General features: G+C 52.7%; 26 protein-coding genes. 13 read left to right on the forward strand and 13 right to left on the reverse strand.

The features are described from left to right. Position 1: 1 nt before the first annotated feature. The 6 genes from phoU to H6F94_RS23390 all read right to left on the reverse strand — a co-directional run bounded on the left by phoU (position 2) and on the right by H6F94_RS23390 (position 5,410). Entirely contained in the window at positions 2-649 is a 648-nt protein-coding gene (phoU, locus tag H6F94_RS23365; protein ID WP_190804618.1) for a phosphate signaling complex protein PhoU, read from the reverse strand. Between the two features lie 182 nt (positions 650-831). Then, the gene (gene folE, locus H6F94_RS23370; RefSeq protein WP_190804619.1) at positions 832-1,530 is read right to left on the reverse strand and encodes a GTP cyclohydrolase I FolE; all 699 of its coding nucleotides are present in this window, start codon (positions 1,528-1,530) and stop codon (positions 832-834) included. A 125-nt stretch (positions 1,531-1,655) separates the two neighbouring features. Continuing rightward, the gene (locus H6F94_RS23375; RefSeq protein WP_190804620.1) at positions 1,656-2,384 is read right to left on the reverse strand and encodes an SDR family oxidoreductase; all 729 of its coding nucleotides are present in this window, start codon (positions 2,382-2,384) and stop codon (positions 1,656-1,658) included. Positions 2,385-2,535: 151 nt separating this feature from the next. Further along, the gene (locus H6F94_RS23380) at positions 2,536-3,507 is read right to left on the reverse strand and encodes an acetyl-CoA carboxylase carboxyltransferase subunit alpha (protein ID WP_190804621.1); all 972 of its coding nucleotides are present in this window, start codon (positions 3,505-3,507) and stop codon (positions 2,536-2,538) included. Positions 3,508-3,562: 55 nt separating this feature from the next. Further along, positions 3,563-4,612, reverse strand: a complete 1,050-nt coding sequence (locus H6F94_RS23385) for a long-chain acyl-[acyl-carrier-protein] reductase (RefSeq protein WP_190804622.1) — start codon at positions 4,610-4,612, stop codon at positions 3,563-3,565. Positions 4,613-4,708: 96 nt separating this feature from the next. Then, positions 4,709-5,410 (reverse strand): aldehyde oxygenase (deformylating), encoded by a 702-nt coding sequence (locus H6F94_RS23390; RefSeq protein WP_190804623.1) that lies wholly within the window; start codon positions 5,408-5,410, stop codon positions 4,709-4,711. 223 nt (positions 5,411-5,633) lie between these two features. On the opposite strand from H6F94_RS23390, the gene H6F94_RS23395 reads away from it, so the two are divergent. Both H6F94_RS23395 and H6F94_RS23400 read left to right on the forward strand, forming a co-directional pair. Next, entirely contained in the window at positions 5,634-6,494 is an 861-nt protein-coding gene (locus H6F94_RS23395) for a carbohydrate ABC transporter permease (RefSeq protein WP_190804624.1), read from the forward strand. A 25-nt stretch (positions 6,495-6,519) separates the two neighbouring features. After that, positions 6,520-7,272, forward strand: coding sequence for a HEAT repeat domain-containing protein (locus H6F94_RS23400; RefSeq protein ID WP_190804625.1), 753 nt, complete (start codon positions 6,520-6,522; stop codon positions 7,270-7,272). Here the strand turns inward: H6F94_RS23400 and H6F94_RS23405 are convergent. Further along, on the reverse strand, positions 7,238-8,521 hold the full coding sequence (locus H6F94_RS23405; RefSeq protein WP_190804626.1) for a BaiN/RdsA family NAD(P)/FAD-dependent oxidoreductase: 1,284 nt from the start codon (positions 8,519-8,521) through the stop codon (positions 7,238-7,240). The two genes, H6F94_RS23400 and H6F94_RS23405, sit on opposite strands and share 35 nt — an antisense overlap. Positions 8,522-8,861: 340 nt before the next feature. Between H6F94_RS23405 and H6F94_RS23410 the strand changes: the two genes are divergently transcribed. Together H6F94_RS23410 and H6F94_RS23415 are read left to right on the forward strand one after the other, a co-directional pair. Then, positions 8,862-9,044, forward strand: coding sequence for a hypothetical protein (locus H6F94_RS23410; RefSeq protein WP_190804627.1), 183 nt, complete (start codon positions 8,862-8,864; stop codon positions 9,042-9,044). Between the two features lie 164 nt (positions 9,045-9,208). Then, positions 9,209-9,622: a Fur family transcriptional regulator gene (locus tag H6F94_RS23415; protein ID WP_190804628.1), complete on the forward strand. Its 414-nt coding sequence runs from the start codon at positions 9,209-9,211 to the stop codon at positions 9,620-9,622. On the opposite strand, the gene H6F94_RS23420 is transcribed toward H6F94_RS23415, so the two are convergent. Further along, positions 9,619-10,719, reverse strand: coding sequence for a LapA family protein (locus H6F94_RS23420; RefSeq protein WP_190804629.1), 1,101 nt, complete (start codon positions 10,717-10,719; stop codon positions 9,619-9,621). The genes H6F94_RS23415 and H6F94_RS23420 overlap by 4 nt on opposite strands. A 290-nt stretch (positions 10,720-11,009) precedes the next feature. Here H6F94_RS23420 and H6F94_RS23425 point away from each other — a divergent pair, with 290 nt between their 5' ends. Together H6F94_RS23425 and H6F94_RS23430 are read left to right on the forward strand one after the other, a co-directional pair. After that, entirely contained in the window at positions 11,010-11,789 is a 780-nt protein-coding gene (locus H6F94_RS23425) for an HAD family hydrolase (protein ID WP_190804630.1), read from the forward strand. Next, positions 11,779-12,267, forward strand: coding sequence for a hypothetical protein (locus tag H6F94_RS23430; protein ID WP_190804631.1), 489 nt, complete (start codon positions 11,779-11,781; stop codon positions 12,265-12,267). The genes H6F94_RS23425 and H6F94_RS23430 overlap by 11 nt, the downstream gene beginning before the upstream one ends. On the opposite strand, the gene H6F94_RS23435 is transcribed toward H6F94_RS23430, so the two are convergent. From H6F94_RS23435 to H6F94_RS23445, 3 genes are all read right to left on the reverse strand, one after another. Beyond that, positions 12,209-13,129: an HAD-IIB family hydrolase gene (locus tag H6F94_RS23435; protein ID WP_190804632.1), complete on the reverse strand. Its 921-nt coding sequence runs from the start codon at positions 13,127-13,129 to the stop codon at positions 12,209-12,211. The two genes, H6F94_RS23430 and H6F94_RS23435, sit on opposite strands and share 59 nt — an antisense overlap. A 119-nt stretch (positions 13,130-13,248) precedes the next feature. Then, a complete protein-coding gene (locus H6F94_RS23440) occupies positions 13,249-14,487 on the reverse strand; it encodes a glycosyltransferase family protein (RefSeq protein ID WP_190804633.1) in 1,239 nt (412 codons plus the stop codon). Between the two features lie 214 nt (positions 14,488-14,701). Further along, on the reverse strand, positions 14,702-15,394 hold the full coding sequence (locus H6F94_RS23445) for a peptidase (RefSeq protein ID WP_190804634.1): 693 nt from the start codon (positions 15,392-15,394) through the stop codon (positions 14,702-14,704). Between the two features lie 163 nt (positions 15,395-15,557). Here H6F94_RS23445 and H6F94_RS23450 point away from each other — a divergent pair, with 163 nt between their 5' ends. After that, on the forward strand, positions 15,558-15,983 hold the full coding sequence (locus H6F94_RS23450; protein WP_190804635.1) for a hypothetical protein: 426 nt from the start codon (positions 15,558-15,560) through the stop codon (positions 15,981-15,983). 78 nt (positions 15,984-16,061) lie between these two features. Here the strand turns inward: H6F94_RS23450 and H6F94_RS23455 are convergent, their stop codons facing one another. Next, positions 16,062-16,847 (reverse strand): fumarylacetoacetate hydrolase family protein, encoded by a 786-nt coding sequence (locus H6F94_RS23455; RefSeq protein ID WP_190804636.1) that lies wholly within the window; start codon positions 16,845-16,847, stop codon positions 16,062-16,064. A gap of 140 nt (positions 16,848-16,987) precedes the next feature. Between H6F94_RS23455 and rpsF the strand changes: the two genes are divergently transcribed. From rpsF to H6F94_RS23480, 5 genes are all read left to right on the forward strand, one after another. Next, entirely contained in the window at positions 16,988-17,383 is a 396-nt protein-coding gene (gene rpsF, locus H6F94_RS23460; RefSeq protein WP_190804637.1) for a 30S ribosomal protein S6, read from the forward strand. A gap of 84 nt (positions 17,384-17,467) precedes the next feature. Beyond that, positions 17,468-18,487, forward strand: coding sequence for an NAD(P)/FAD-dependent oxidoreductase (locus H6F94_RS23465; protein ID WP_190804638.1), 1,020 nt, complete (start codon positions 17,468-17,470; stop codon positions 18,485-18,487). 33 nt (positions 18,488-18,520) lie between these two features. After that, complete coding sequence (locus tag H6F94_RS23470; RefSeq protein WP_190804639.1) at positions 18,521-19,069, forward strand: Npun_F5560 family protein; 549 nt, start codon at positions 18,521-18,523, stop codon at positions 19,067-19,069. Positions 19,070-19,086: 17 nt separating this feature from the next. Continuing rightward, positions 19,087-19,647, forward strand: coding sequence for a hypothetical protein (locus tag H6F94_RS23475; protein WP_190804640.1), 561 nt, complete (start codon positions 19,087-19,089; stop codon positions 19,645-19,647). Continuing rightward, positions 19,644-20,531, forward strand: a complete 888-nt coding sequence (locus H6F94_RS23480) for an alpha/beta fold hydrolase (RefSeq protein ID WP_190804641.1) — start codon at positions 19,644-19,646, stop codon at positions 20,529-20,531. The genes H6F94_RS23475 and H6F94_RS23480 overlap by 4 nt, the downstream gene beginning before the upstream one ends. Before the next feature lie 44 nt (positions 20,532-20,575). Here the strand turns inward: H6F94_RS23480 and H6F94_RS23485 are convergent, their stop codons facing one another. Then, complete coding sequence (locus H6F94_RS23485; RefSeq protein WP_199320589.1) at positions 20,576-20,947, reverse strand: STAS domain-containing protein; 372 nt, start codon at positions 20,945-20,947, stop codon at positions 20,576-20,578. Positions 20,948-21,470: 523 nt separating this feature from the next. Between H6F94_RS23485 and H6F94_RS23490 the strand changes: the two genes are divergently transcribed. Further along, positions 21,471-22,016 (forward strand): sll1618 family protein, encoded by a 546-nt coding sequence (locus H6F94_RS23490; protein WP_190804642.1) that lies wholly within the window; start codon positions 21,471-21,473, stop codon positions 22,014-22,016. Positions 22,017-22,038 lie beyond the last annotated feature (22 nt).

Genomic DNA, 22,038 nt, shown 5'->3' on the forward strand with positions numbered 1-22,038 from the left:
GCTAATGTCGCTGTCCCGTAACAATGTAAGCAACGCGCTGGCCGATATTAGTAGCGTGATCTGCCATCCGCTCCAGATGGCGAATCACCAGAACAAGCAGCAACACGGGCTCCAGCGTACCGGATAAATTGCTCTGACCGGCAAGAAAGCGGTAGAGAACTTCGTAATCCTCATCCACTGCATCATCTTCAATCTTGACATGCAAGCCCGTTTCCGCATTCAAATCTGATAAAGCGGCTAACGCATGAGCTAGCATCGTCCGACATCGGTCAGCCATTTCCTGAACCCGCGGCATGCAGGTAAGGGCAGGATAGGGGCATAGACGCACCGCAATTTCGCCCAAGTCTTTAGCGTAGTCCCCAATTCGTTCTAGATCCCGCACCAACTGCATCACTGCACTGACTAAGCGCAGATCTTGAGCGACTGGAGACTGAAGGGCAATTAGGTTGATGCAGTCCAGCTCAATCTGGCGGTAAAACTGGTCGATTTTCTTGTCCTGAATCGCGATTTGACCGGCAGCTTCGAGATTGTGCCCGAACAGAGCTTGATGAGCTAACCAACAGGAATTTTCAACCAAAGCGCCCATGCGCAAGACATCCTGCTGGACCTTGCGGAGCTGTCGTTCAAAGTGGGTTCGCGTGGTGCCCATGGACCTCGCCCTGCCTCCAGCACACTTGGCGAACACAGGCCACAACCGGATTTATCGGCGCGGTTGCGCAACGATCTTGAGTCTAGCTCAATTAATTCAGCTTTGTATGCAATCGCTGGGTCTCTATAAGTCAATCTGTTAGGGAAAGACCATCTTAGTCTCCCCCTAACAAACGAAAATCTCTAGAAGCCAGGTTTGTGGCGAATGAGGTTCAGAAACTCCTCGCGGGTTTTGTGATCGTCTTGGAACACACCCACCATTGAACTGGTGACAGTCCAAGAACCTGGCTTCTGCACACCCCGCATGACCATGCACATGTGAGTTGCTTCAACGACAACGGCCACGCCTTTTGGTTCCAGCACCTGTTGAATGGCCTCAGCAACCTGACGGGTCAACCGCTCTTGCACTTGCAACCGGCGAGCATACATCTCCACGATTCGAGCTAATTTGCTTAGACCTACAACTTTTTGATTGGGGATGTAAGCAACGTGAGCTCTGCCCATGAAGGGCAACATGTGATGTTCGCACAGGCTAAATAGATCGATGTCGCGAACCAGAACCATTTCGTTATGGCCCTCGTCAAAAATCGCTCCATTCAGCAATTTCTCTAGCGACTGTGTATAGCCAGAGGTCAAGAACTGCATCGCTTCCGCCACTCGCTTGGGAGTCTTGAGCAGTCCTTCGCGCTCTGGGTCTTCGCCAACTCCTTCAATTAAGGTGCGAACGGCTCCCATCATCTCTTCGCGGAAGGCTTCGTCTTGCTCAAGATCTGGTCTTTGCTCTTTGAGTTCTTCATCGCTGGGCACATCTAGACGCCCATTTTGAAGGGGCAAAGACAAATCGGTGGGCTGTTTTTTCGAGCGGCGATCAGCAATAGTCATAACGTTGGAATAACCTCTTGCAAGTGCAATGGATAGGCGGTCAAATCAAGCGAACAGGGCAAAACAGACACAGCAAGTCAACACTTCGGTTTGTCCAGCTGATTTAAGGGGGAGCTTAACTACTTTTAGAAAGCCCCACCGGCTGGCATTAAAACCAATTCTTCAATCACTGCTTCTGGAGGCAGGCTTAAGGTATCTAAGATTGAGCGGGCAACGACCTCAGGGGTCAGCATCGCAGACCGCTCAAAATCAGCATGAACCGTCTCGGTGTCCCACAGAGGGGTGTTTACTGAGCCCGGACACAGAGCAATTACGCGAATACCATGAGTCCGCTCCTCAGCAGCTAAAGCTTTAGAGAACCCCATGACACCGAACTTGCTAGCGCAGTAAGCACCCCAACCCGGAAAGGCTTGTCGCCCGCCGATTGAGACTACGTTGACAATAGCGCCGCGACGGTTACGACGGAGTTCCGGTAACAGCGCTTGGGTACAGGCAAAAACGCTGGTCAGATTGAGGTTGATCACCTGCTGCCAATCCTGCAAAGGCGTATCCAGCAAATTGGCTGTGTAGCCTATGCCAGCGTTGTTGATCAAGATGTCAATGCCCCCAAAATCTTGGGCTAGTGATTGCAGATGGGGCGCAATCTGTTCAACTTGAGCCAAATCCAAGGGATATGCCTTCGCCTCAACCCCCAACTGCTGAGCTTCAGCGGCCACAGCCATAAGTGGATCTTGGCGACGGCTGACGAGTGCCACATGAACTCCAGCTGCGGCCAAGGCCAGAGCTGTTGCCTGGCCAATTCCGCTGCTTGCCCCAGTAATTAGGGCTCGCTGTCCAGCAAGGTGTTTATGCATTCAGCTTTGGCCCTCAAAACAGCAGAGCAAGGGGTCAGTCTTGGCAGTCCCCCATTCATAAATATCCGTTATTAGCAATAGCCCCCGTTGTAGCGCTTAGCAGTAGGTCCTCACTAAGCTAGGCTCGGACCTACACTAATTTTAACACTGCTTAACTAGCTTCCTGAAATACGCCCATTTGACGGAATTTTTGGTAGCGTAGTTCCCGCCGCTGACGACCGCTGAGTGACTCTAGATCATCCAGATTGCTAAGCAGAGCCTGTTTGAGATTAGCTGCAGCCTCTAGAGGGCGGCGATGAGCGCCCCCCAAAGGCTCTGGTAAGATTTGGTCGATAATGCCCAGTTGCTTGAGGTCAGGAGCAGTAATCTTGAGCGCTACAGCAGCTTCGGGTGCTTTCTGTGCGTCTCGCCAAAGTATGGCCGCACAAGCCTCTGGAGTCGCAACGAAATAGACCGAGTGCTCTAGCATCAGCAAGCGATCCCCCACGCCCAAACCGAGCGCGCCACCAGACCCCCCTTCACCGATGACGGTGCACAAAATTGGCACTTCAAAGCGAAACATCTCGCGGAGATTGACCGCAATCGCCTCGCCTTGACCTTGCTCCTCGGCAACCAGACCAGGATAGGCTCCGGGCGTGTCAATGAAGGTAACGATCGGCATGCCAAAGCGATTAGCATGCTCCATGAGGCGCAGGGCCTTACGATAACCACCGGGAGAAGCCATACCAAAGTTACGAGCGACATTATCCTTGGTATCACGGCCCTTCTGGTGTCCTAAAATCACTACTGGCCGACCTGCTAACCGGGCCAAACCGCCAATCAATGCTGGATCGTCGTTGCCCCGCCGGTCACCGTGCAGTTCGATCCACTCATCGGTGATCGCCTGAATGTAATCTAGGGTGCTGGGACGACGGGGATGACGCGCCAGTTGCAAACGCTGGGAAGGTGTGAGGGTTGAGAAGATCTCGCGCTGAAGTTGGGCGGCTCGGGCTTCAAGGGCTTCGATCTGCTCAGACACATCCACACCATTCTCTTCAGCTAGGCTTCGGATTTGTTCGATGCGGTCTTCGAGTTCCGCTAGGGGTTTCTCAAAGTCCAACAGCAGCGGTTTGTTGTCAGCCATGCAACGTGTTAGGGGAGGTAGAGCGTAGAGATGGTTCGAGCTGCGCTAGCTCGAGCTAAGCTGGACTAGCCAAGACGGGACGGAAACCGTGCTTCACTGAAACGCGGCCAATTTCATCCATCTTTTCGACCGTGATTTGATTGCGCCCCCAGGAGAAATTGGTATGCAAGCCTTCAAACTCCAGGAGCATTGACTCTGCAAAGCAGGCAAACAATTGCCGAGCCGGTTGAGTCATACGGAACAATTGCGAGGTGCGATTGACAATTTGAAGAATCCGCCAATCAATATCGAGGGAGTGCTCAACAATGCCTCCGTCAATGACATGAATTCCAGGCTCCTGGATACTCAAGATCATATTCTTGGGATAGCCCCCATCCACAACTAAGCAAGGGCGCTTGAGCACTTGTGGATCGATTTCCATGCCCTTGGCCATGCTGGCGACCCAGACGATGATGTCTGCTTGGGGTAGGGCTTCGTCAATGGTCATGACTTTGCCACGACCCAATTCAGCTTGCAGATCCTGCAACCGTTCTGGGTTACGGGCTACCAGTAGCAGTTCAGCAACGTCTGAACGGGAATCCAGCCAACGACAAACGGCACTGCCAATGTCTCCAGTGGCTCCGCAAACCGCAACGGTTGCTTGCTTAAGGTCAATGCCGTACAGTTGGGCTCCCTGTTCTACCTGACGGCAGATGATGTAGGCAGTGTGCGTGTTGCCTGTAGTGAACCGCTGCAACTCTAGCCGTACATTGCGGACTTGCTGAATTTGAGCGAGGTTGAAGTTCTCGAAAATAATTGACGAAAAACCGCCCAAAGCAGTAATGTCAATGCCCTGCTTCTGAGCGTGAGCCATAGCATTAACAATCTTGCGCGTGGCTGCCTTGAAGCGTTTCGTTGCCAGCATTTCTGGCAAGAAACAGGACTCAACATACTTGCCGTAAATTTTTTGACCCGTGACGCTGGTGACGGTGATGTCATCCACGATTTGAGGTGGTGCCATGCACCAAAAATCTAAACCTTGGTCAGCGTACTCTTCGTAACCCAATTCTTTTGCGACTGACTGCGCATGGACAAGGCTGGTCAGATGTCCAATGAGACCAAACATTGATGCCTAGCTAAGGGTAAGGAGAAACAGACTAAAGACAAACTAGAAGACCGAGGCACCCAATGAAAACTGTCAAGAACAGCGGCAGTTGAAGAATTAAGCCGCTAAACCCATGGCTGACATTTTCATAATGTCACGGGTATTGAAGCCAATATTGCTCAGCGCTTCGCCGTATTGGATCATGAAGTCCTCAACTAAGGCTTCTTTTTCCATACCCAGAATGTGGGCATCATTCTCGACTTGATTCAACATTTGCCAAACGATTGGCAGGTTTTGGCGATTTGCTGCTTCAATTCCTGCTTTCATTTGCTCGAAGCGAGCTTTCAGCCATTCTTCACCAAAGTTCAGGTGGCTGTACTCATCTTTGACAACGCCTTCAGTAATTTTGCGAGCGAAATCATCCGCAACTGGAATGTAAATGTTGTAGGCAGCAATCGCAAAACATTCAATAATCAAGGATTGAATGACCAGACAGGCTGCTAAATCGCCTTCTGCTGCTGCAGTCTGAAAATTGCCATGAAGCCGAGAAAAGAACTCGCGAGCGTAATCCATATCTGGAGTCACGCTTAAGTTGCGCCCACAGGCTTCAAAGCCTTTTCGGTGCCGATTTTCCATCTTGGCTAAAGACTTTAAGTCCGCAGCTGAGTCAGGCAATAATTCTGCCAATCTAAGGTAATTCTCGTGGGCTTCCTGCTCACCCTCGATCACAATGGCATTGATGCGGCTGTAAGCATCCCGGTAGATCTCACTTTGGAAATCCAGTGAACTGGCCTCTGGAGTTGCTTCAAGCTGCGGCATACGGATCCGGTCTCCTCTAGTCTTGCAAACCTTAGCAAATTTGACGATCTTGGGCTTTAGGCGGAATTCTCTGTGTATTCTACCGCTTTCTTCAAACCACAAACGGTTGCAGAGATTTCCGCCTGGACTCACTCTGGCGCTCTAGATTTCAGAGTTTAAGCTACTAGATCCAGAGCTAGCTTCTACATTAAGTTGCAGATGGTTTCCGGCCTGTGGAGGTTCCATGAAATTTGCCCTGCCCACGTTTCTAGCCGAATCAGTTCAGGACTATTCGTTTTCTGGCGGTCGTTGGGCATTAGGGCTACTACTTAGACTGGGGGCTCTGCTGGTTCTGCTGCCGCTGTTAATCGTGTTGCTGACTTCGTTCCAACCCGCAGACTACGTGCTTGGGGCTGGCTTGTGGCCGCGACACTGGGCTCTAGACAGTTACCAGCGTGCTTGGAATGGCGCCAATTTTTTGCTAGCGTTTGCCAACTCCACCTTGGTGGCTTTGGGAGTTAGTGCTTGCCAAATTCTGACTTCGGCTTTGGCCGGTTATGCTCTGGCTCGGCTCAACTTTTGGGGACGGCAAGGTCTACTGCTAGCAGTTCTCGCTACCTTGATCATTCCCTTTCAAGTGCTAGTCATTCCAGTATTTTTGGTGCTGAAGTGGGGCCATCTAGTCAATACCTACGGCGCGTTGATCTTACCAACAGCTGCCAATGGCTTTGGTATTTTTCTACTGCGGCAGTTCATTCGTAGCATTCCTGTGGAGCTGGAAGAAGCCGCACTCCTAGATGGGGCAACTCGGTTACAAGTGTTAACGCAGGTGCTACTGCCGCTCTGTCGTCCGGCACTGGTCACGCTGTTTCTCTTCACTTTTATTGGAGAATGGAATGACCTGTTTAAGCCTCTGGTCTTTACGACCCGTCCAGAACTGATTACGGTGCAATTGGCTCTTGCCAGTTTTCAGGAGCAATTCACTGCTGACTGGCCTCTTTTAATGGCAGCGGTTGTGCTCGCCACTTTACCGGTCGTCCTGCTGTTTCTAGTGGGGCAGCGTCAGTTCATTCGAGGCATTGCAACAGCTGGGATCAAGGGCTGAAGACCCGGTTTGGTAAAGTGAGCCTATGGATGATGAAGATCTGTCCCTTCTGGACATCACACAACCTGATAGCCCTCTCGATCATCTAGAAGATCTAGATGCTGAGACCGATGTGCCAGGTCCAGATCCAGAAGCCATGCTGGCCTTGCTGGAGCTTCCAGACCCTGGCCAGCGCATGCAAGCAGCACGAGCCTTCTGCGAGCTGGTAGATGAGCGTGCAGTTGAGCCACTGATCCGCTTACTGGCCGATCCCTGCCCCTTGGTCCGAGTCAGCGCCGCTTACGCCTTGGGCCGCAACCCTTCCCCTAAAGCGGTTGCGCCTCTGATTGCCCAGCTTGAGCAAGATTGGAACGGTTATGTCCGTAAGGGAGTGGTGTGGGCTTTGGGCAATAGTCTGGCGCGTGAGGCGCTCTCACCACTAGTCAACGCGCTACAAACTGACATTACCGCTGTGCGTCTATGGGCAGCGAGCAGTCTAGCTCAGGTCGGTGTGGCTTGTTCTGACCTTAGCAACGCAGCTATTCGAGCCTTAGCCAGTGCTCTGAACCAAGATCCAGCGACGGTCGTTGGTGGTAACTGTGCTTGGGCGATTGGTCAAATTTGCCGGGAGTTGCCCGCTGGACCTACCTATACTTTTGGCGTGGACGCCCTGATTCAAGCTTTAGAAGACGTCCGGGATCTGGGGGTTCGAGATGACGCCCGTACAGCTCTACTCAAACTTGGGGACTCGCGAGGTCTTCAGGTCATTGAGGAACTGGAAGGGGAGGGCTTGCTTTGAGCGCTTCAGCCATCGCCTGTCCTGCCAACCAGCCCGTGCTCCAGGCGCTTTGAAAGTTAAAGCCGCCTGTCACGCCGTCAATGTCTAGGACTTCCCCGGCGAAGTAGAGTCTGGGACAGCGGCGGCTTTCTAGCGTGCGAAAATCTACGTCTTTCAAGTCAACGCCGCCACAAGTGACGAACTCCTCTTTGAACTTACCTTTGCCTGCAACTGTGTACTGACCTGCACAAAGTTCTTGCAGCAATGCATTGAGGCCCTGTTTGGTGACTTGTGCCCACTGGGTTTCTAAAGACAGGTCGGCAGCTTCTAGCAGTCGCTCCCAAAGGCGGCGCGGCACATTGTCAAAAGGGCTAACACGCCCAACGGATTTACGGGAGTTGGTTTGCCGATAAGCCAAGAGATCTGCCTGGGCCGCTTCCCGCTCCATGCCACCAAGCCAATTGATAATCAGGGGCGCTCGATACTGGTGGGCCTGCAACCCCCGGGCGCCCCAAGCAGAAAGTTTGAGCACTGCTGGCCCACTGAGCCCCCAGTGAGTAATCAGTAAAGGGCCGGTCTGGCTTAGCTTGAGGGGCTTTTTGCCTTTGGCTTCAACGTTACTCAAAGCTAAGGTCAGCTGAACCTTCTCGAGCGAGATACCCTCAAGACCCAACAAGCGGGGATCTTGTAGGTTAAAGGTAAATAGGGACGGCACTGGCGGCAGTACCGTATGGCCGAGTTCAGCTGCCCAACGATAGCCTTGAGGATTACTGCCTGTTGCCAGGAGCAGCGACTGAGCGATTAGAACTTCGCCTGATTTGAGTGTGACTCGGAAGCCGTCGGTTAGGTGGTTGATTTGCTGCACGGGAGCTTGAGTGCGTAGCTGTACACCAACCTGCTTAGCCGTCTCGATCAGGCAATCAATAATGGTCTGTGAGTCATCAGTCACCGGAAACATACGGCCATCGGCCTCCGTTTTCAGCTTGACACCATGTTGGGCGAACCAGGTAATCGTGTCTTGAGGCTGAAAGCGGGTGAAAACGCCGCGCAGCGCTTTGCTACCACGCGGATAATTTTGGCTCAAGGCAACCGGATCGAAGCAATGGTGAGTGACATTGCAACGACCACCCCCCGAAATTTTGACCTTGCCTAGTGGTTGAGGCGATGCCTCCAGGAGCGTGACTCGAACAGCAGGGTTAGTTTGAGCACAGGCAATCGCACCAAAGAAACCGCCCGCTCCGCCCCCAATTACCAGTGCCTGCGGCCTCATTATGAATATCGGTTCTGTGAATACTGTCTAATACCCCTCACGATAATCAAGAAATATATTTCTGTCTAATGTTTTACAGACTCAGTCAAAAGTAAGCTGTAAGCCCTGAAATCACCCAGTGGCCTCTGCCGTAGGTTCGATTATCAGTTCTTAAAGCTAGAGTTCGGATAGCCTTATCCTGAGCTGCCTGAGCAAATCATTAAGTTGTATATCTTTTTATTGATCTTATCTGAGCTTCCTCATAGGATGAGCAGCAAGTTAAGCCGCAAGACTAAGTATTTTCAGATACAGATTTTCTGCTGACCTTGTGCTAGACCCTCACACCCATACGGAGAACCCTATGAAGTCTGCTGCTGATGTTGAAGTTCAGGTTGTAGAGCAAGCCCCTTCCCAGTCAGTGGTTTCCAGAGCGATGGACCTAACACGGGGCAAGGATCGTGGCTTGCTGCTGTTAGTGCCTTTCGCGTGCTACTTCGTGTACTTCGCAGCGATGGCAGTTTACGTCATGCGTTCATTCGGCTAGGTCTGCTGAGTTTAGATTTTGTGAACTAGGTTGTCAGCTTAGTTTGTCTGTTCAATAATTTCTGACGAGCCGGTGTGATGGAAAATCACACCGGCTTTTGATGTCGGCAGATGGGTTGACAAAGGCTAGAAGGGTAGCTGTCGCCTGAACCTAAAATGAGAAGCATGAGTACACCGCCTAACGCCTCTTCTTCTCGTCATCCTGAGCGGACTCGGAGTCAGAAGCGCATTCTCTCGCTGCTGAAGGACTTTAAGCGCTCGCTCTCCGCCCAGGAGATTTACCTGGAGTTGCGTCAAGAAGGCCAACGCATCGGTTTAGCAACGGTTTATCGAGCATTAGAGGCACTCAAGCTTGAAGGCGAAATTCAAAGCCGAACCTTAACCTCCGGTGAGGCACTTTATGATCTACCCCATCGAGACGAACACCACCTGACTTGCTTACAGTGTGGTGTTTCAGTTCCTATCGATGATTGTCCTGTACACGAATTGGAAACGCGTCTCAGCCAAAATCAGCGTTTCAAAATCTACTATCACACCCTAGAGTTTTTCGGTCTGTGCACAGATTGTCAACCGGTTTAGCGGACGTTCCAGCCGCGAAGCCAATCCAGGTCTGCTTGCTCTAGAGCAACGCCAATTCGGTAACAGTTACGGCCGTGGAAGTAACCGGACGAGCGCACGTTGAGCTTAACGATCCGGCTGCCACTGGGCGTGTAGTAGCTGGTGGTTCGGTTGGCAAAGCGTTCGGGTTGCACAAAAACTTGAATGAATTCGGCGCCTCGCTCTAGGCAAAAATCCAGGACATTAATGAAGGACTGAACACTCTGTACATCCTGGAAGACTAGCTCTAGGTCTAGGCCCAGAAAGGTGATTTGACAGAAGTTTTTGCGCTGACCGTAGGTTTCAAAGCGAGTGCTTGAAGCCCGCAATACAGTTAGCAATTTAGCGACAAAGACTTCTGAACAACTGCTCAGGGTTTCATCAACCGTTTGCTGGTAGCGAGTTTGCAGCTTACTCATCTGACGGCGCATCTGCACAACTTCCTGAGCAGAGCGTTGACTAGCTGCAACCCGACGCTCAAAGGTGAAGACAATGCGCGTGAGATCCTGGTAAACCTTGAAGATCTCGCTGATGTAATCGACCGGCAAGTTGTTCGGTGGCAAATTGCTGGGAGGTACGGGTGGCAGAGAGCCACCGGGCCGAGGCCGCATTTTTCTCTCGTGCCCGTTGGTTGGGGCAGCCGAAAGAGGGCGAACTGGAGTTGGGGTTGCTAGAGCTTCTGTCCCCTGCCGAGACTGCTCCATAGTTGACAATTTCTGATCCAGCGCATTGACGGCTTGACGCACCTTCTTCAGGATCAAGTAAGCCGTTTCCTCCTGACGCCGTACCTCTAGATTGACGTCAATCCAGTGGTTGACTTCCCGCAAAGTTTCCTGAAGCGTCGCCTCCAGATTGCTGATCTGGCTCTCCAGCTTGCTGATCTTACGGTTCGCCCGGTGATTAGCCCGTAGCAGGAACACGTTGCGGCCCAATGACAGCAGAACGGCTATCAACAGACCACCAACAATCGAGCCAAGGTAGGGATCGTGAAAGATGTCGCGATTGATAACAGACTTGGACCAAACGGGCGCCTCAGGCTGGGCCTGGACCGTGATCAGGGAAGAGGAGGTAGAGCGCATACGATCTAGCAGGGGCAGATGCTACCGTTTTAACGCCTAGTCTAGGGGTTGCGTGTCACAAACGATGCATTCAGAGATAGGAAAATACAAAGGATTACGGTGTTTAGCAGATGCCAAATTCTAGCGAATGGCCTCAATTCCACTGCTGCTCAGCATTCCCCGTTCCTGTTTTAGGGACACAGCCCCACAGTTAGCGCACAGTTAACGAATTATTAATTGATCGCTAGAGCCCTGGCTGGAATTGCTTCTTGATTTTAGGAATCGTAATCATACCTGCTTGAGCTACTGCAATGGTCAGCCCTTCAGTCCTAGCCTTAGATTTTGATGGTGTTCTCTGCGATGGCTTGCGCGAATATTTTCAGACAGCTTGGCGGGTTTATCAGCAAGTATGGCAATCGTCGCCAGAACCCCCTCTTGGTCTTGAGGCAGCCTTCAGCCGCTTGCGCCCAGTAGTCGAAACGGGTTGGGAGATGCCTGTGCTATTGCGAGCCGTATTGCTAGGTATTCCGGAGACAGAGATTCTGAGCGGCGATCATTGGCGAACTCAAGCTCAAGATGCACCGGAAGCTACACCTACTCATCTAGCGGCCGCGCTTGACCAGGTTAGAGATCAATGGATCCGCCAAGATCTGGCAAGTTGGCTGGGATTGCAGCGGTTCTATCCAGGTGTGGTTCAACGGCTACATTCGCTGCTCGATTGCGGTTTGCCAGTCGTGATTATCACCACCAAAGAAGGTCGCTTCACCCAGCAGCTTTTGCAACAGCAGGGGATTCAACTCCCGCACCATCAGGTGATTGGCAAGGAATATAACCAACCCAAAACCCAGAGTTTACGCGCTGTCCAACAAACCTACGAAATTCCTGCGGACGAGATTTGGTTTGTGGAGGACCGGCTGAAAACCCTGCAGACAGTGCAACATCAACCAGATCTACAGGGGCTACATCTCTTCCTGGCAGAGTGGGGATATACAACCTCTGAGAACCGGAACTTAGCGCGTCGGGATCCGCAGTTAGTCAGCCTGTCGTTAGCACGCTTCTGTCAGGACTTTGCTGCCTGGCGTGAGCATTAACTTGGTGGTCCGTTTTGAGTCCTCTGCTAGCTACCCCATGCTTCTGCAACCTTTGGTTTCGACCTTAGTTTTGACCATAGCCTTGGTGTTTTCGAGTCTGCTTGGCCCAAGCATAGCCAAAGCGTTAACTGTGCCAGACCGGGTGCGTCAGGGCTCCGGCCTGGCTTGGGAACAGCTCAGCTACCTAAACTTCAGCCCGAGCCAAGAGCAGAAATGTACCCAGATCTTGCAGAAGTGGGCGCAGCAACTAGAACCCATGCAGACCCTCCTCACCTTGCGTCAGGCACGCCTCAAAATTGAGGCTGCTGACCCTAGCCAGTCCGCTGCCCAGATTCGGGATCTTTGGTTTGAAACTGAGCAGTTGCAACGGGAAATTGGCCTGCTGCAACTGCGTGCTTGGCTAGATGTCCAGGAGGTTCTCAACCGGACGCAGCAGGCCCAGTTATGGAACCAGGTTCAAGGTCAGCCACGCCCCTAAGCCCTTCAGAAAGGTCATGCTCCTGCTCTAACCAGGCCAAAACTGCCTCATTCCAACCTTCAGGTCCTGCCGCTGGAGCCAAAGTCCAACCATTGCCGCGCTGTGACCACACATCAGCCGAGCGCCGTCCTGGAATGACTACGGCCCGATCCACGGCCTGTAACAGGGGCAGATCATTGGGGCTATCGCCCAGCCCTAAACAAGTTACTGGCCCATATTGGCGACGATAGCAAGACAACAAAATCCTCACTGCTTGCCCTTTGTCTGCGGGTCCTGTCAACGACCAGAAGCGCCCACCCCGTTGCAGGTTCAAAGGGACGCGGCTGAGCCCGGCGGCCAGTCGTGAGTGACTCACAGCGGCCACCACGCCCTGCAACAAATCGGGCTGGATTGCCTCACACAGAAACGGCTCGGTGTATTCACGCTTGTGGGCTCGCGCAGCATCTTCTAGGGGCAAACCAGTAGCTGCGGCAACCTGCTCCACACTCCAATCGCCAAAACCCTCGATTGAAACCTCTTTGAGGGCTGCCCTCACCTGATGTAGAGCAGCCCGGACTTGGTCATAGGGAACCCCTAGCTCCAGAACCCGGTAGCGGCCCCGCCACAGCCACTCCGAGCCCAACAACTTAGCAGGAAAGTAATCGTGAGGGATAAAGACAGCTGAGCCATTCTCTGGAATCAGCGGGTGATTGAGCTTGAGTTGCTGGGCTAGCAGCTCAAGCTCAGCCCGCGTTTTACTGCTGACCAGGATCAGAGGAACATCACGACGACACAGAGCGCTCAAGGCTGGCAAAGCAGCACTGTAGCGGTAGGTTTCGTGATCCAGCAGGGTGCCATCCAGGTCAGTAAAGACGATCCTCATGGAGCATCGAAACGAGAGGGGAAAGCAGACAACTTGAGCAACCGATACCAGTTAAGGGGAACACCTGGCAGGCTCAGCAACTGGCTTGTAACTGGACTCATTGTACTGGCTATCTCGATTCAGGCACTGTGACTCGCTTCTACCCCCTGTCGCACAGCACCTGCCATCTCGGCTTGGGTCACCTCTAGCAGCGACTCTCGCAGAGTGGGTAGGGCAGCCAGTGCTCTTGTCCAATCGGGAATTTGGCTACGGATTGGTGCCTCTAAGTAATCGGTACCTGCCTCTAATACAACCTGCTCAAACAGATCGACGGTGAGTTCTTCCTGGTGACGGTCGTAAATCAGGCCATTAAAACTGGCATCAACAAAATACTGGCGAATAAAGTCTTGTGCTTCTCGGCAGTACTTGACCCGTAGCGCCCGCAAATCCTCGTAAGAAAGAGTCACTCGCTCCATCTCGGTCAGGGTTTGCAGAATCGATTGCAGAATGTCGCGGCACATCTTCTGCAACCCCTGTTGCGAGGAGTTGCCCAGAGCCTGATGTTTGTGATCAAACACGCCGAGGTCAATTTGCGCCACTCGTTTAGTGGCGACATTGCGGTAGACCTCCGCCAGCATGCCAACCTCCAGACCCCAGTTGCCAGGGAAGCGCATGTTCAGGGCTAAATCACTGTTTAAAGCAAACTCTCCAGAGAGAGGATAGCGGTAGGCACTAAGATAACGCAGGTAGGGCAGCGAGCCAAATAGCTCGATCAGCGCATCTAGAACCGGAGTCAGAAACAGTCGGGCCACCCGACCATAAAGACAACGGCTCTCGGAGCCAATACGAGCATAGTAGGCCTTGACAAAAGCTAGGCCGAAGCCTGGCTCTAGCAAGGGATAGAGTAGCTTCAGCGGATAGGATGCATCGTAGGTCACGATGTCAGCATCATGTAAAGCGATGGCACGAGCTTCCAACGTAGCGATGCCCAGCGCTAGCCAGACGGCTCGCCCCTTACCTCGATAGGCCGTTAAATCCAGGTTGCGGTCCTTGAGTTCTTCGAGAATGCCAGCAACACCGGCGCCGTTCTCCCACAGCACCAGCGTTTGCTGAGGTAGAGGAGCAAAAAAACGTACAGCACTGGCATATTGCTCAGCATTGTCAGCGTAGAGCGAAATGATCACCCGACTAATAAACGGGCAATTCTGTAGATGGTTACGGATGTTGGTGAGGGCCGGTCGTTCCAACTCTGCATAAAGGGCTGGAATAATCAGGGCGGTGGGCTCCCGTTGGCTAAGCTCGGTCAATCGTTCAGAAAGCGGCTCTAGGTTGCGTCCAAAGTCATGAACTGTGGTGATAAGTTCCTGCTTATAGTCCATCTGCACACTACTCCCTGATTTGGTAGGTCAGCAGGTTTTCCTTAACTGGCCTAGGCTCTATGCCTGATGGAGTATAGGCACAGGTTGTGTCTTCTGACTGTTGCGCAGAATGCTAGATACCAGCTTTTGCATCCTAAACTTAGGCACAGATTTAGGATTTTTGGGGCTAGACTATCTGTGCTGAATCAGTTGCCTAATTACGTTTGCCCCAAGCCTACTGGTCTCCCTGAATCACTAGGGGTTCACCGATACGAGTGGGTTGCTCATAGACTCGCTTAAGCGTATTGAGGTCCCGAGGCGAGATCAGAGGGGGGTTGCGAACCTGAGCAAAGTACAAAACGTCGGTTTCGATAGGACTATGGCCCCAAAGGCCTAAAGCATGTCCTATTTCATGTCGGGCCGAGGCTAGGGTGTAAGGGAGGGTCTGCGATGGGCGCAACTGGACCGTAACGCGCTGCGCTAGGGTGTCGGCCCTGCTGTAGAACTGAACCTGGGTCAGCCCTGAGCGAGCTCGATTGCCAGTTATCGGTGGCTCTCGCCTCACCGTGATGTCAGCAATTTCAGTAACGCTAGCAGCCATCTCCTGGAGGGGAATGTAGGCACTCCACTCTTGCACTGCCTGTCGTACCGCAGTGGCCCAAGCCAAAGCTTGTCTATCCTCTGACTTCGCATCAATAGCAATGGTCACAGGGAAGCGAGTCCAGCGCAAATAGCCAGCTTGAGAAGGCTGGATTTGGTCAAAATAATCACCCCTGTTGCTCGGATCTTGCCAGGCTGATAGGGCCGCAGGCAGAGCATGTAGACGGGCAGGCGGCAAACTTTGAGCAAAAGTTCCGGATACTAGTGCCAAAAGCACGACTAAAAAGAATGCCCCTCCGTATATTCCGCTGTTCGCTTTGCGACTCATGTTCTGCCCTTAAGCCCTACCTTCTGAGAAGATAACAGCCCAACTCCTCAGACCTATCTCGTTAGTCCGTCTACATCAACCAAATGCCTTGATCCAGTGCAGAGCGGCAGTGTGAAGCGCACAGGCGGCAGTTCCTTCCCAGCCCTTTTTGCAGGAGTGTTTCATGGTTCGCAAGCGTAGTCGGTTCAAAACCCACACCATTCTCGCGACCTGTCCTCATCGAGGCTGCTCTGAGCCTCTGCGACGGCTAAATAGTCAAAGGCACTATGTCTTTGCGGAGGGGGTTGAGGAAATCATGGCTCTAGCGGGTCAGACTCGTAAGAAGGCTACGTTTACCGCTCAGTTAGGCCAAGTCGTTGATCGTAAATTCTGGCTAGAAGAATTTTTCTGCTATCAACACGGGCGCATGTGGCTGGCGGTTTACCGCTCACCAGAAGGCAAACACAATGTTTCCCTGCCCGCAACTCGTCTCTGGCAGCGGACAACAGGCACCGTGGATCCAGAGCACCCAAACCCTTCAATTGGCGAGTACACCCAGCGCATGAGTCGGTGCGCCTCTCTAGAACTCAGATGTCGCTACGGCTCCTGAAGGTCTAGCCTCACACTCCTTACGCTCCTTCTTGAAGTTGCTGCCCCTGAGAAACCTGAAGGCATAAGCTGCGCGGGGCTAAGGCAACGGTTGGCGTAACCCCACAGAGTTGTGCAGCGAACCAATGCTCTCGATCTCCACCCGCACCTGATCGCCTGCCTTCAAGGGACCCACCCCTTCTGGGGTACCGGTCAAAATGACATCACCCGGTAACAGAGTCATCACTTGAGAGATGTAAGCGACCAATACCTCCGGGCTGTAGACCATGTGCTCAATGCTGTCCGATTGCACGGGCTCTGACCCATCTCCTACAAAGGTTTGCAAGCGTGCACCAGCACTGACTTCTCGGACAATCCAAGGCCCTAGGGGGCAGAAGGTGTCGAAACCTTTGGCCCGTGCCCACTGCTTGTCGCTGCGTTGCAAATCACGGGCAGTTACGTCATTAGCAATGGTGTAGCCCCAGATCTTGCTGCGGGCGACCTCAGGGGTGCAGTTGAAACAGGGGGAACCGATCACCAAAGCCAGTTCTCCTTCATAGTCCACCCGTTGAGATTGAGGTGGCAGTAGAATTTCGCCTTCAGGCGCTAACACTGCTGACGGAGGCTTGAAAAAGAGTAGGGGTTCCGACGGCACCTCCGACGCCATTTCAGCGGCATGGGCTGCATAGTTCTTGCCCACTGCCACAATTTTGCTAGGAGAACAGGGAGCCAGTAGTTGATAGGTATCAGGTGCTAACTCCAGCTCTATGGCTTGCCCACCTAACCAAGGCGGCGCATCTAGAACCTGAACGGCTCGGTTTAACTGCAGTAATCCATAGTAGGCCCGACCTTCCGCCGTTTTTACCCGGACATAGCGCGGTGCCATTCGTTGATTACTCCCAAGTGTTAGCGGTGCCCAGGGTAGTATAGGGTGAGAAGATGTGCCATTCCTTGCCTCCTACCCAACTCAGTTGGGTTACTTGAGCGGAGGCCATTACTGTCCATAAGGAACCTTAGAGATTTCCCATGACTAAGTCCTACGAAACGATGTACATTCTGCGGCCCGATCTGTCTGAAGAGCAGATGGACCAGGCAATTGATAAGTACCAAAAGCAACTCGGTGAATTGGGGGCAACCACGATTGACACTCAACATCGAGGCCGCCGCCGTCTAGCCTATGAGATTAATAACCACCGTGATGGCATCTATATTCAGATGAACTATCAGGGCGAACAGGTGATGATTGACACCCTAGAACGCTCTCTGCGCCTAAGCGATGAAGTCATTCGTTACTTAACCATCCGCCGTCCAGAAACTAAAGCTGCCCCTGCAGTTACTGATGAGCAGCCTGACGCAGAGGCCAGTGTCCCAGATCCAGCAGAAACCAGTTCCGCGGCTGCTCTGCAAACGAGCCGTCGCTAGAGCTAGAGCTGTCTGGAAGACAGCACGTTAAGGCAGGAGCAGGCGGGGCACAATGGAGAGAAGGTTTGCCCAGGGACCAGCATTATGAAGCTCTCTAAGAAAAACCTGGATCAGAGGCTCAATCATGTTTATGACGCCGTCATTGTTGGTGGCGGTGCCGCAGGGTTGTCAGCAGCGATCTACTTGGCTCGTTATCGCCTGTCCTGCCTAGTGATTGAGAAAGGGCGAGGCCGCTCCTTTTGGATGCAGGAGTTACGTAACTATCTGGGCCTGCACCCCACTACGCCTGGGCGCGACTTGCTGCAACAGGGTGAGCAGTACATTCAAGAACTAGGCGCCGATCATTTGCGGGGCTTCGTTGAAGATGTGGTTGATGAAGGCGATAGCTTTGCGATCAAGGTCAAGGTTGGCAAGGCAGATAGCATCTACCCAGTCTTCCGAGCTAAGTACGTGATCGCAGCTAGCGGTATTATTGATCACCTGCCACAGCTAGCCGACATGCAGAACGTCTATGACTATGCAGGCTATAACCTGCATGTCTGCTTGATCTGCGATGGCTACGAAATACGCGATGGACGCTGTGGCTTGTTTGTCGGCAGTGAGGGTGCGATCAATACAGCCTTTGTGCTCAACTGGTTTACGCCGTACATCACAGTGCTTACCAATGGCACGGTGCAGGTGGGTGAAGCCATGCGGCAAAAACTGCAAGAGCACGGCTATCCTCTGATTGAGACGCCCATTGCCCGCTTACTCGGCCACGACCATACGATGACTGGCGTGCAATTTGCGGATGGCTCCACCATTGAGCTAGATACAGGCTTGGTGGCGATGGGTTCTCATTATTACAATGATTACCTTAAGGGTTTGCCTCTGTCCTGGGACGGCGAAAATTTGGTGACAGATGAAATGTGCCGGACCAGTCATCCTCGTATCTTTGCTTTAGGCGACCTCAAACGCGGCCTGAATCAGGTGTCAATTGCGGTAGCCGATGGTACATTAGCTGCAACGGCTATCTGGCGCGACATTCGACGAGCTTCACCCCCTCGACGCTGGGAAGAAAACCTCGCTTTAGTAGAAGCCCCAGCAACTGTCCGTACTCCGTAGGAACTACTTGATTTTGATGGGAGCGACAAGCACGTGAGCCAGGATTCGCCTACCTTTGAGAACCTCCAAGCTGAGGTTGCTGGCCTAAAGCAGGAGCTACAAGCTAGGGACCTGCTCGTGCAACAGCTCAGCCAAGAGCTGTTCCGCTTGGTAAAGGGCAACACTGGCTTTCTGCCCAGCCCGGAGGTGTCTGAAAAGCACCTAGCTGAGATGAAAGTCCTGCGAGAGCAGTTAGCCCGGGTTGAAGAGCAACTAGAGTTTTACCAAAACCAAATAGCCAACCGAGACGAAGAGATCCAAGCATTGCGACGCTCTGTTCAGGAATTGACAGACCGTAGTCGCACGCTAGAGCAGGTTGTGCAAGATCTCCCCGAGGTGTATCGCCGCAAGTTTGCTGAGCGGATGGTTCCAGTTCGGGAGAAGGTAGCTGCAATTCAGAAAGAAAATCGGCAACTATATGCCGAGTTGCAGAGCGTTAGCTATAGACTTGCTGTGCGTTCACGGCGCTCCGGTCGAGTCGAACTCCCCAACTTTCTACAACAGGGCGACAGTGTTGAACTGCCGACAGCGTCTCAAGGTTAAGTATTCCTAAGCAGAGAATGAAAGACTGGGTTATCGTGGGAACTGCTGCTCAGCATCAGGCAGTTGAGGCATTTGCTCAAGTTCTTCAGGTAGCAGGCCAGTCGGTGCAGATTTGTTGGGAGCCAACCGTCGTAGATGGACAGGTGTGTGAATTTACACACCCAGTCACCATCGGGAAGGTTGCTGGTGATCTATGGTTGCCAGTCGTTTGGACAGCAAAGGGACCCCTCTATGCCGAAGTGATTGGTCGGGCAGGCGACGCTTATCGTCAGCCAATTCACTTGAAGGATGAACAGCGTCAGGTTTTGTACGCCTTGGCGCGGCACTGTCTGCTTGAATTAGCTGCCAAGAGCCCTTCCTCCGGGAAAACGCCTAGAGTCACGCCTGGAGTTTATCTCGTGCAATTCAGCCTAAGCGGAACTGAAGTTCAGCTTGGACAGATATGGCCTTTTCCAGCTGAGCCAGCCCTAGCCAGCATTGGTGTGCAGAGCCTAGACCTGTTTACCTGTCATTGGTACTGCCTAACTGGTCTGCCAATTCTGGATCTCACTATTGACCCCCGTGTGACTTCTCTATGACCGCCACTGCTTCAACATCCGTTGGGTCTGGAACTTACTGGACCTGGCGGGGCCAACCTATCTACTACGTCAAGGCAGGCAACAATCCCACTGCACCTCCCTTGCTGCTGATCCATGGTTTTGGTGCTTCCACTGACCACTGGCGCAAAAACATTGAAGGATTGCAAGACCACTGTGAAGTTTGGGCAATTGACCTCCTGGGGTTCGGTCGCTCCGCTAAACCGGAGTGGACCTATCACACCGATCTGTGGCGGAGCCAATTGCAAGACTTTATCGAGCAGGTAGTCCAGAGGGCAGTGGTTGTAGCGGGTAACTCCTTGGGCGGCTACGTTTCTTTGAGCTTAGGTGTGGACGCGCCTGAGCTAGTACGTGGCGTGGTTCTGGTTAACTCTGCTGGCTCCTTCACAAATCCGGACCAGCCACCGCTTGCCCAACGCTTGGTGAGTGGGTTGGGGCAGAGTATCTTGCGCCAACCTTGGGCTAGCTTTCTGCTGTTCCAATACATGCGCCAGCGTTCCAAGATTCGAGAAATCTTAGAAAACGTTTACCTGGACCACAGCGCTATTACGGACCAGTTAGTCGATGACATCTACCGCCCCTCCTGTGATCCGGGGGCCCCTCAGGTTTTCGCCTCAGTCTTTAGCTCTCCCAGCGGACGAACTGTGGATGAGCTACTTAAACACTTCAAGCTTCCCCTACTAATGCTCTGGGGTGAAGCGGATCCCTGGATGAACGCTCAGGAGCGGGCGAGCCGATTTCGCGACTGCTATCCTCAGCTGACCGAGCATTTCCTGAAGGCTGGTCACTGTCCTCACGATGAGGTGCCTGAGCAGGTGAATGACCTAATCGAGCGTTGGCTGCAAAGCCTCTCAACAGCCCTCTAAATGCAGAACGCCCAGCTATGGCTGGGCGTTCTGTAGAAGCTTGATCAAGCGGCAGAAGCTTTAAACGCTTCGCAGTTTTCGAAGATCTCAAAAACCCGATCCATCTGGGTGATCTCGAAAATGAGGCGGACAGGGCCTTTCAGAGAGCAAAGCACCAAACGGTTACCCATTTGACGGGCTTGCTTGAGTCCAGTGACTAGCGTCACCAGCCCTGAGCTATCCAGGAACTCCACTTCAGCCATATCGACTAAAAGCGTCACATCGCGCTCACTGACGACGGCATCAAGCTGCTTCTGAAGCTCGGTTGCACTGGTGGTGTCAATGCGACCCTTTGGCTGAAGAACCACTAGCCTCTTTTCGATTGTGGGAGCCATAACTTTCGCCTGAACAACTTCACGTGGTTTTACGCTTGACATCTAACGAATATAGTCGGGCTGATGGCTGCTGTCTGCGTGAAAGCTCGGTTTTCGCCGAATCTTTATCACTTCACTGAACTCGTATGAAGTTTCGGTGTTGGGACTCGCAGCTTCGGTATACCTAAATACCTGAACAGCCCCATCGTCAGTTTTAGAATCTCCCTGAAGTAGCTGTGCGGTCACAACCATAGGGCTTTGGCTGAAGAAGCAGAGTGGACTTGCCTCCCAAGATTTATCAAGTTTTGATTAAGATTTGATCTTGCTATAGGTAGAAGCTACCAGTTGTGTCGTGAATCACCGCTTAAAACTTTATTGAGAAAAACAGGTCAGCTGAGAGGTATTGAAGGTAACCACGTTTGTGAGGTGAGCTGTTAAGCAGTCGTCTCGCCTCTCAGTTGTCTTCCAGTTACCTCTTCGTTTCGGGAGGCCCGCTTTACTCAAGGCTGCCCGGAGTGGCAAATCCATGAGTTGAATGGCTCAATTCTTTTATCCTGGTGCTAGCCGTCTCTGATAACCTACCTTTATGGCGGACCGACCAATTGCTTCTGTCTCTTTTGAAGAGGCTATTGAGCAGAGCCAACTATTGCTCAGCCAATGGGAGCAAGGCCAACTCTCCACTACCGAGGCTCAAGCTGCAGTCAGTCAGCTACTCGATAGTGCAAACGGTGCTCGAGGCTTCTTCGTGGCCTTTCTTACTGGTGACTCTCCTCTAGCTGACCAACCTCCTCCAGAGTTCTTGGCGGCCCTACAAACAGCCCCTCCGGCGGTTGCTGAGTTACTAGTCAAGAATCTGGCAATGCCCACAGCAATGGCTCTGACACACCAGCGCAATGGCGATACTGAGCAGCAGCAAGACTCTGAGCGAGTGGCTCGTCGAACGATAGCCCTGCTCAAACAGCTCCACCCGTCTGTTGTCGTCCCTCTAGCTCGGGCTATGCAGACATCAGCGCAAACTGGCAGCGGAAACTACGCTGAGTTTCTCAATCGCTGGCGCTATGACACTGAACAGCGCCAAGCAATCGCTACAGCGATGGCAGCGCTCTTGCCTACTGAGCAGCCTGCTTCATAAGCTGCTGCTCAGTCTGGCGTAC

It is taken from the genome of Leptolyngbya sp. FACHB-261 (assembly GCF_014696065.1).
In the GTDB taxonomy this organism is placed as follows: Bacteria; Cyanobacteriota; Cyanobacteriia; order FACHB-261; family FACHB-261; genus FACHB-261.

Coding starts and splice junctions, on each gene's coding strand:
- phoU (WP_190804618.1), bottom strand. CDS start 649: ATGGGCACCACGCGAACCCACTTTGAACGACAGCTCCGCAAGGTCCAG.
- folE (WP_190804619.1), bottom strand. CDS start 1,530: ATGACTATTGCTGATCGCCGCTCGAAAAAACAGCCCACCGATTTGTCT.
- H6F94_RS23375 (WP_190804620.1), bottom strand. CDS start 2,384: ATGCATAAACACCTTGCTGGACAGCGAGCCCTAATTACTGGGGCAAGC.
- H6F94_RS23380 (WP_190804621.1), bottom strand. CDS start 3,507: ATGGCTGACAACAAACCGCTGCTGTTGGACTTTGAGAAACCCCTAGCG.
- H6F94_RS23385 (WP_190804622.1), bottom strand. CDS start 4,612: ATGTTTGGTCTCATTGGACATCTGACCAGCCTTGTCCATGCGCAGTCA.
- H6F94_RS23390 (WP_190804623.1), bottom strand. CDS start 5,410: ATGCCGCAGCTTGAAGCAACTCCAGAGGCCAGTTCACTGGATTTCCAA.
- H6F94_RS23395 (WP_190804624.1), top strand. CDS start 5,634: ATGAAATTTGCCCTGCCCACGTTTCTAGCCGAATCAGTTCAGGACTAT.
- H6F94_RS23400 (WP_190804625.1), top strand. CDS start 6,520: ATGGATGATGAAGATCTGTCCCTTCTGGACATCACACAACCTGATAGC.
- H6F94_RS23405 (WP_190804626.1), bottom strand. CDS start 8,521: ATGAGGCCGCAGGCACTGGTAATTGGGGGCGGAGCGGGCGGTTTCTTT.
- H6F94_RS23410 (WP_190804627.1), top strand. CDS start 8,862: ATGAAGTCTGCTGCTGATGTTGAAGTTCAGGTTGTAGAGCAAGCCCCT.
- H6F94_RS23415 (WP_190804628.1), top strand. CDS start 9,209: ATGAGTACACCGCCTAACGCCTCTTCTTCTCGTCATCCTGAGCGGACT.
- H6F94_RS23420 (WP_190804629.1), bottom strand. CDS start 10,719: ATGCGCTCTACCTCCTCTTCCCTGATCACGGTCCAGGCCCAGCCTGAG.
- H6F94_RS23425 (WP_190804630.1), top strand. CDS start 11,010: ATGGTCAGCCCTTCAGTCCTAGCCTTAGATTTTGATGGTGTTCTCTGC.
- H6F94_RS23435 (WP_190804632.1), bottom strand. CDS start 13,129: ATGAGGATCGTCTTTACTGACCTGGATGGCACCCTGCTGGATCACGAA.
- H6F94_RS23440 (WP_190804633.1), bottom strand. CDS start 14,487: ATGGACTATAAGCAGGAACTTATCACCACAGTTCATGACTTTGGACGC.
- H6F94_RS23445 (WP_190804634.1), bottom strand. CDS start 15,394: ATGAGTCGCAAAGCGAACAGCGGAATATACGGAGGGGCATTCTTTTTA.
- H6F94_RS23450 (WP_190804635.1), top strand. CDS start 15,558: ATGGTTCGCAAGCGTAGTCGGTTCAAAACCCACACCATTCTCGCGACC.
- H6F94_RS23455 (WP_190804636.1), bottom strand. CDS start 16,847: ATGGCACCGCGCTATGTCCGGGTAAAAACGGCGGAAGGTCGGGCCTAC.
- rpsF (WP_190804637.1), top strand. CDS start 16,988: ATGACTAAGTCCTACGAAACGATGTACATTCTGCGGCCCGATCTGTCT.
- H6F94_RS23465 (WP_190804638.1), top strand. CDS start 17,468: ATGAAGCTCTCTAAGAAAAACCTGGATCAGAGGCTCAATCATGTTTAT.
- H6F94_RS23475 (WP_190804640.1), top strand. CDS start 19,087: ATGAAAGACTGGGTTATCGTGGGAACTGCTGCTCAGCATCAGGCAGTT.
- H6F94_RS23480 (WP_190804641.1), top strand. CDS start 19,644: ATGACCGCCACTGCTTCAACATCCGTTGGGTCTGGAACTTACTGGACC.
- H6F94_RS23485 (WP_199320589.1), bottom strand. CDS start 20,947: ATGTCAAGCGTAAAACCACGTGAAGTTGTTCAGGCGAAAGTTATGGCT.
- H6F94_RS23490 (WP_190804642.1), top strand. CDS start 21,471: ATGGCGGACCGACCAATTGCTTCTGTCTCTTTTGAAGAGGCTATTGAG.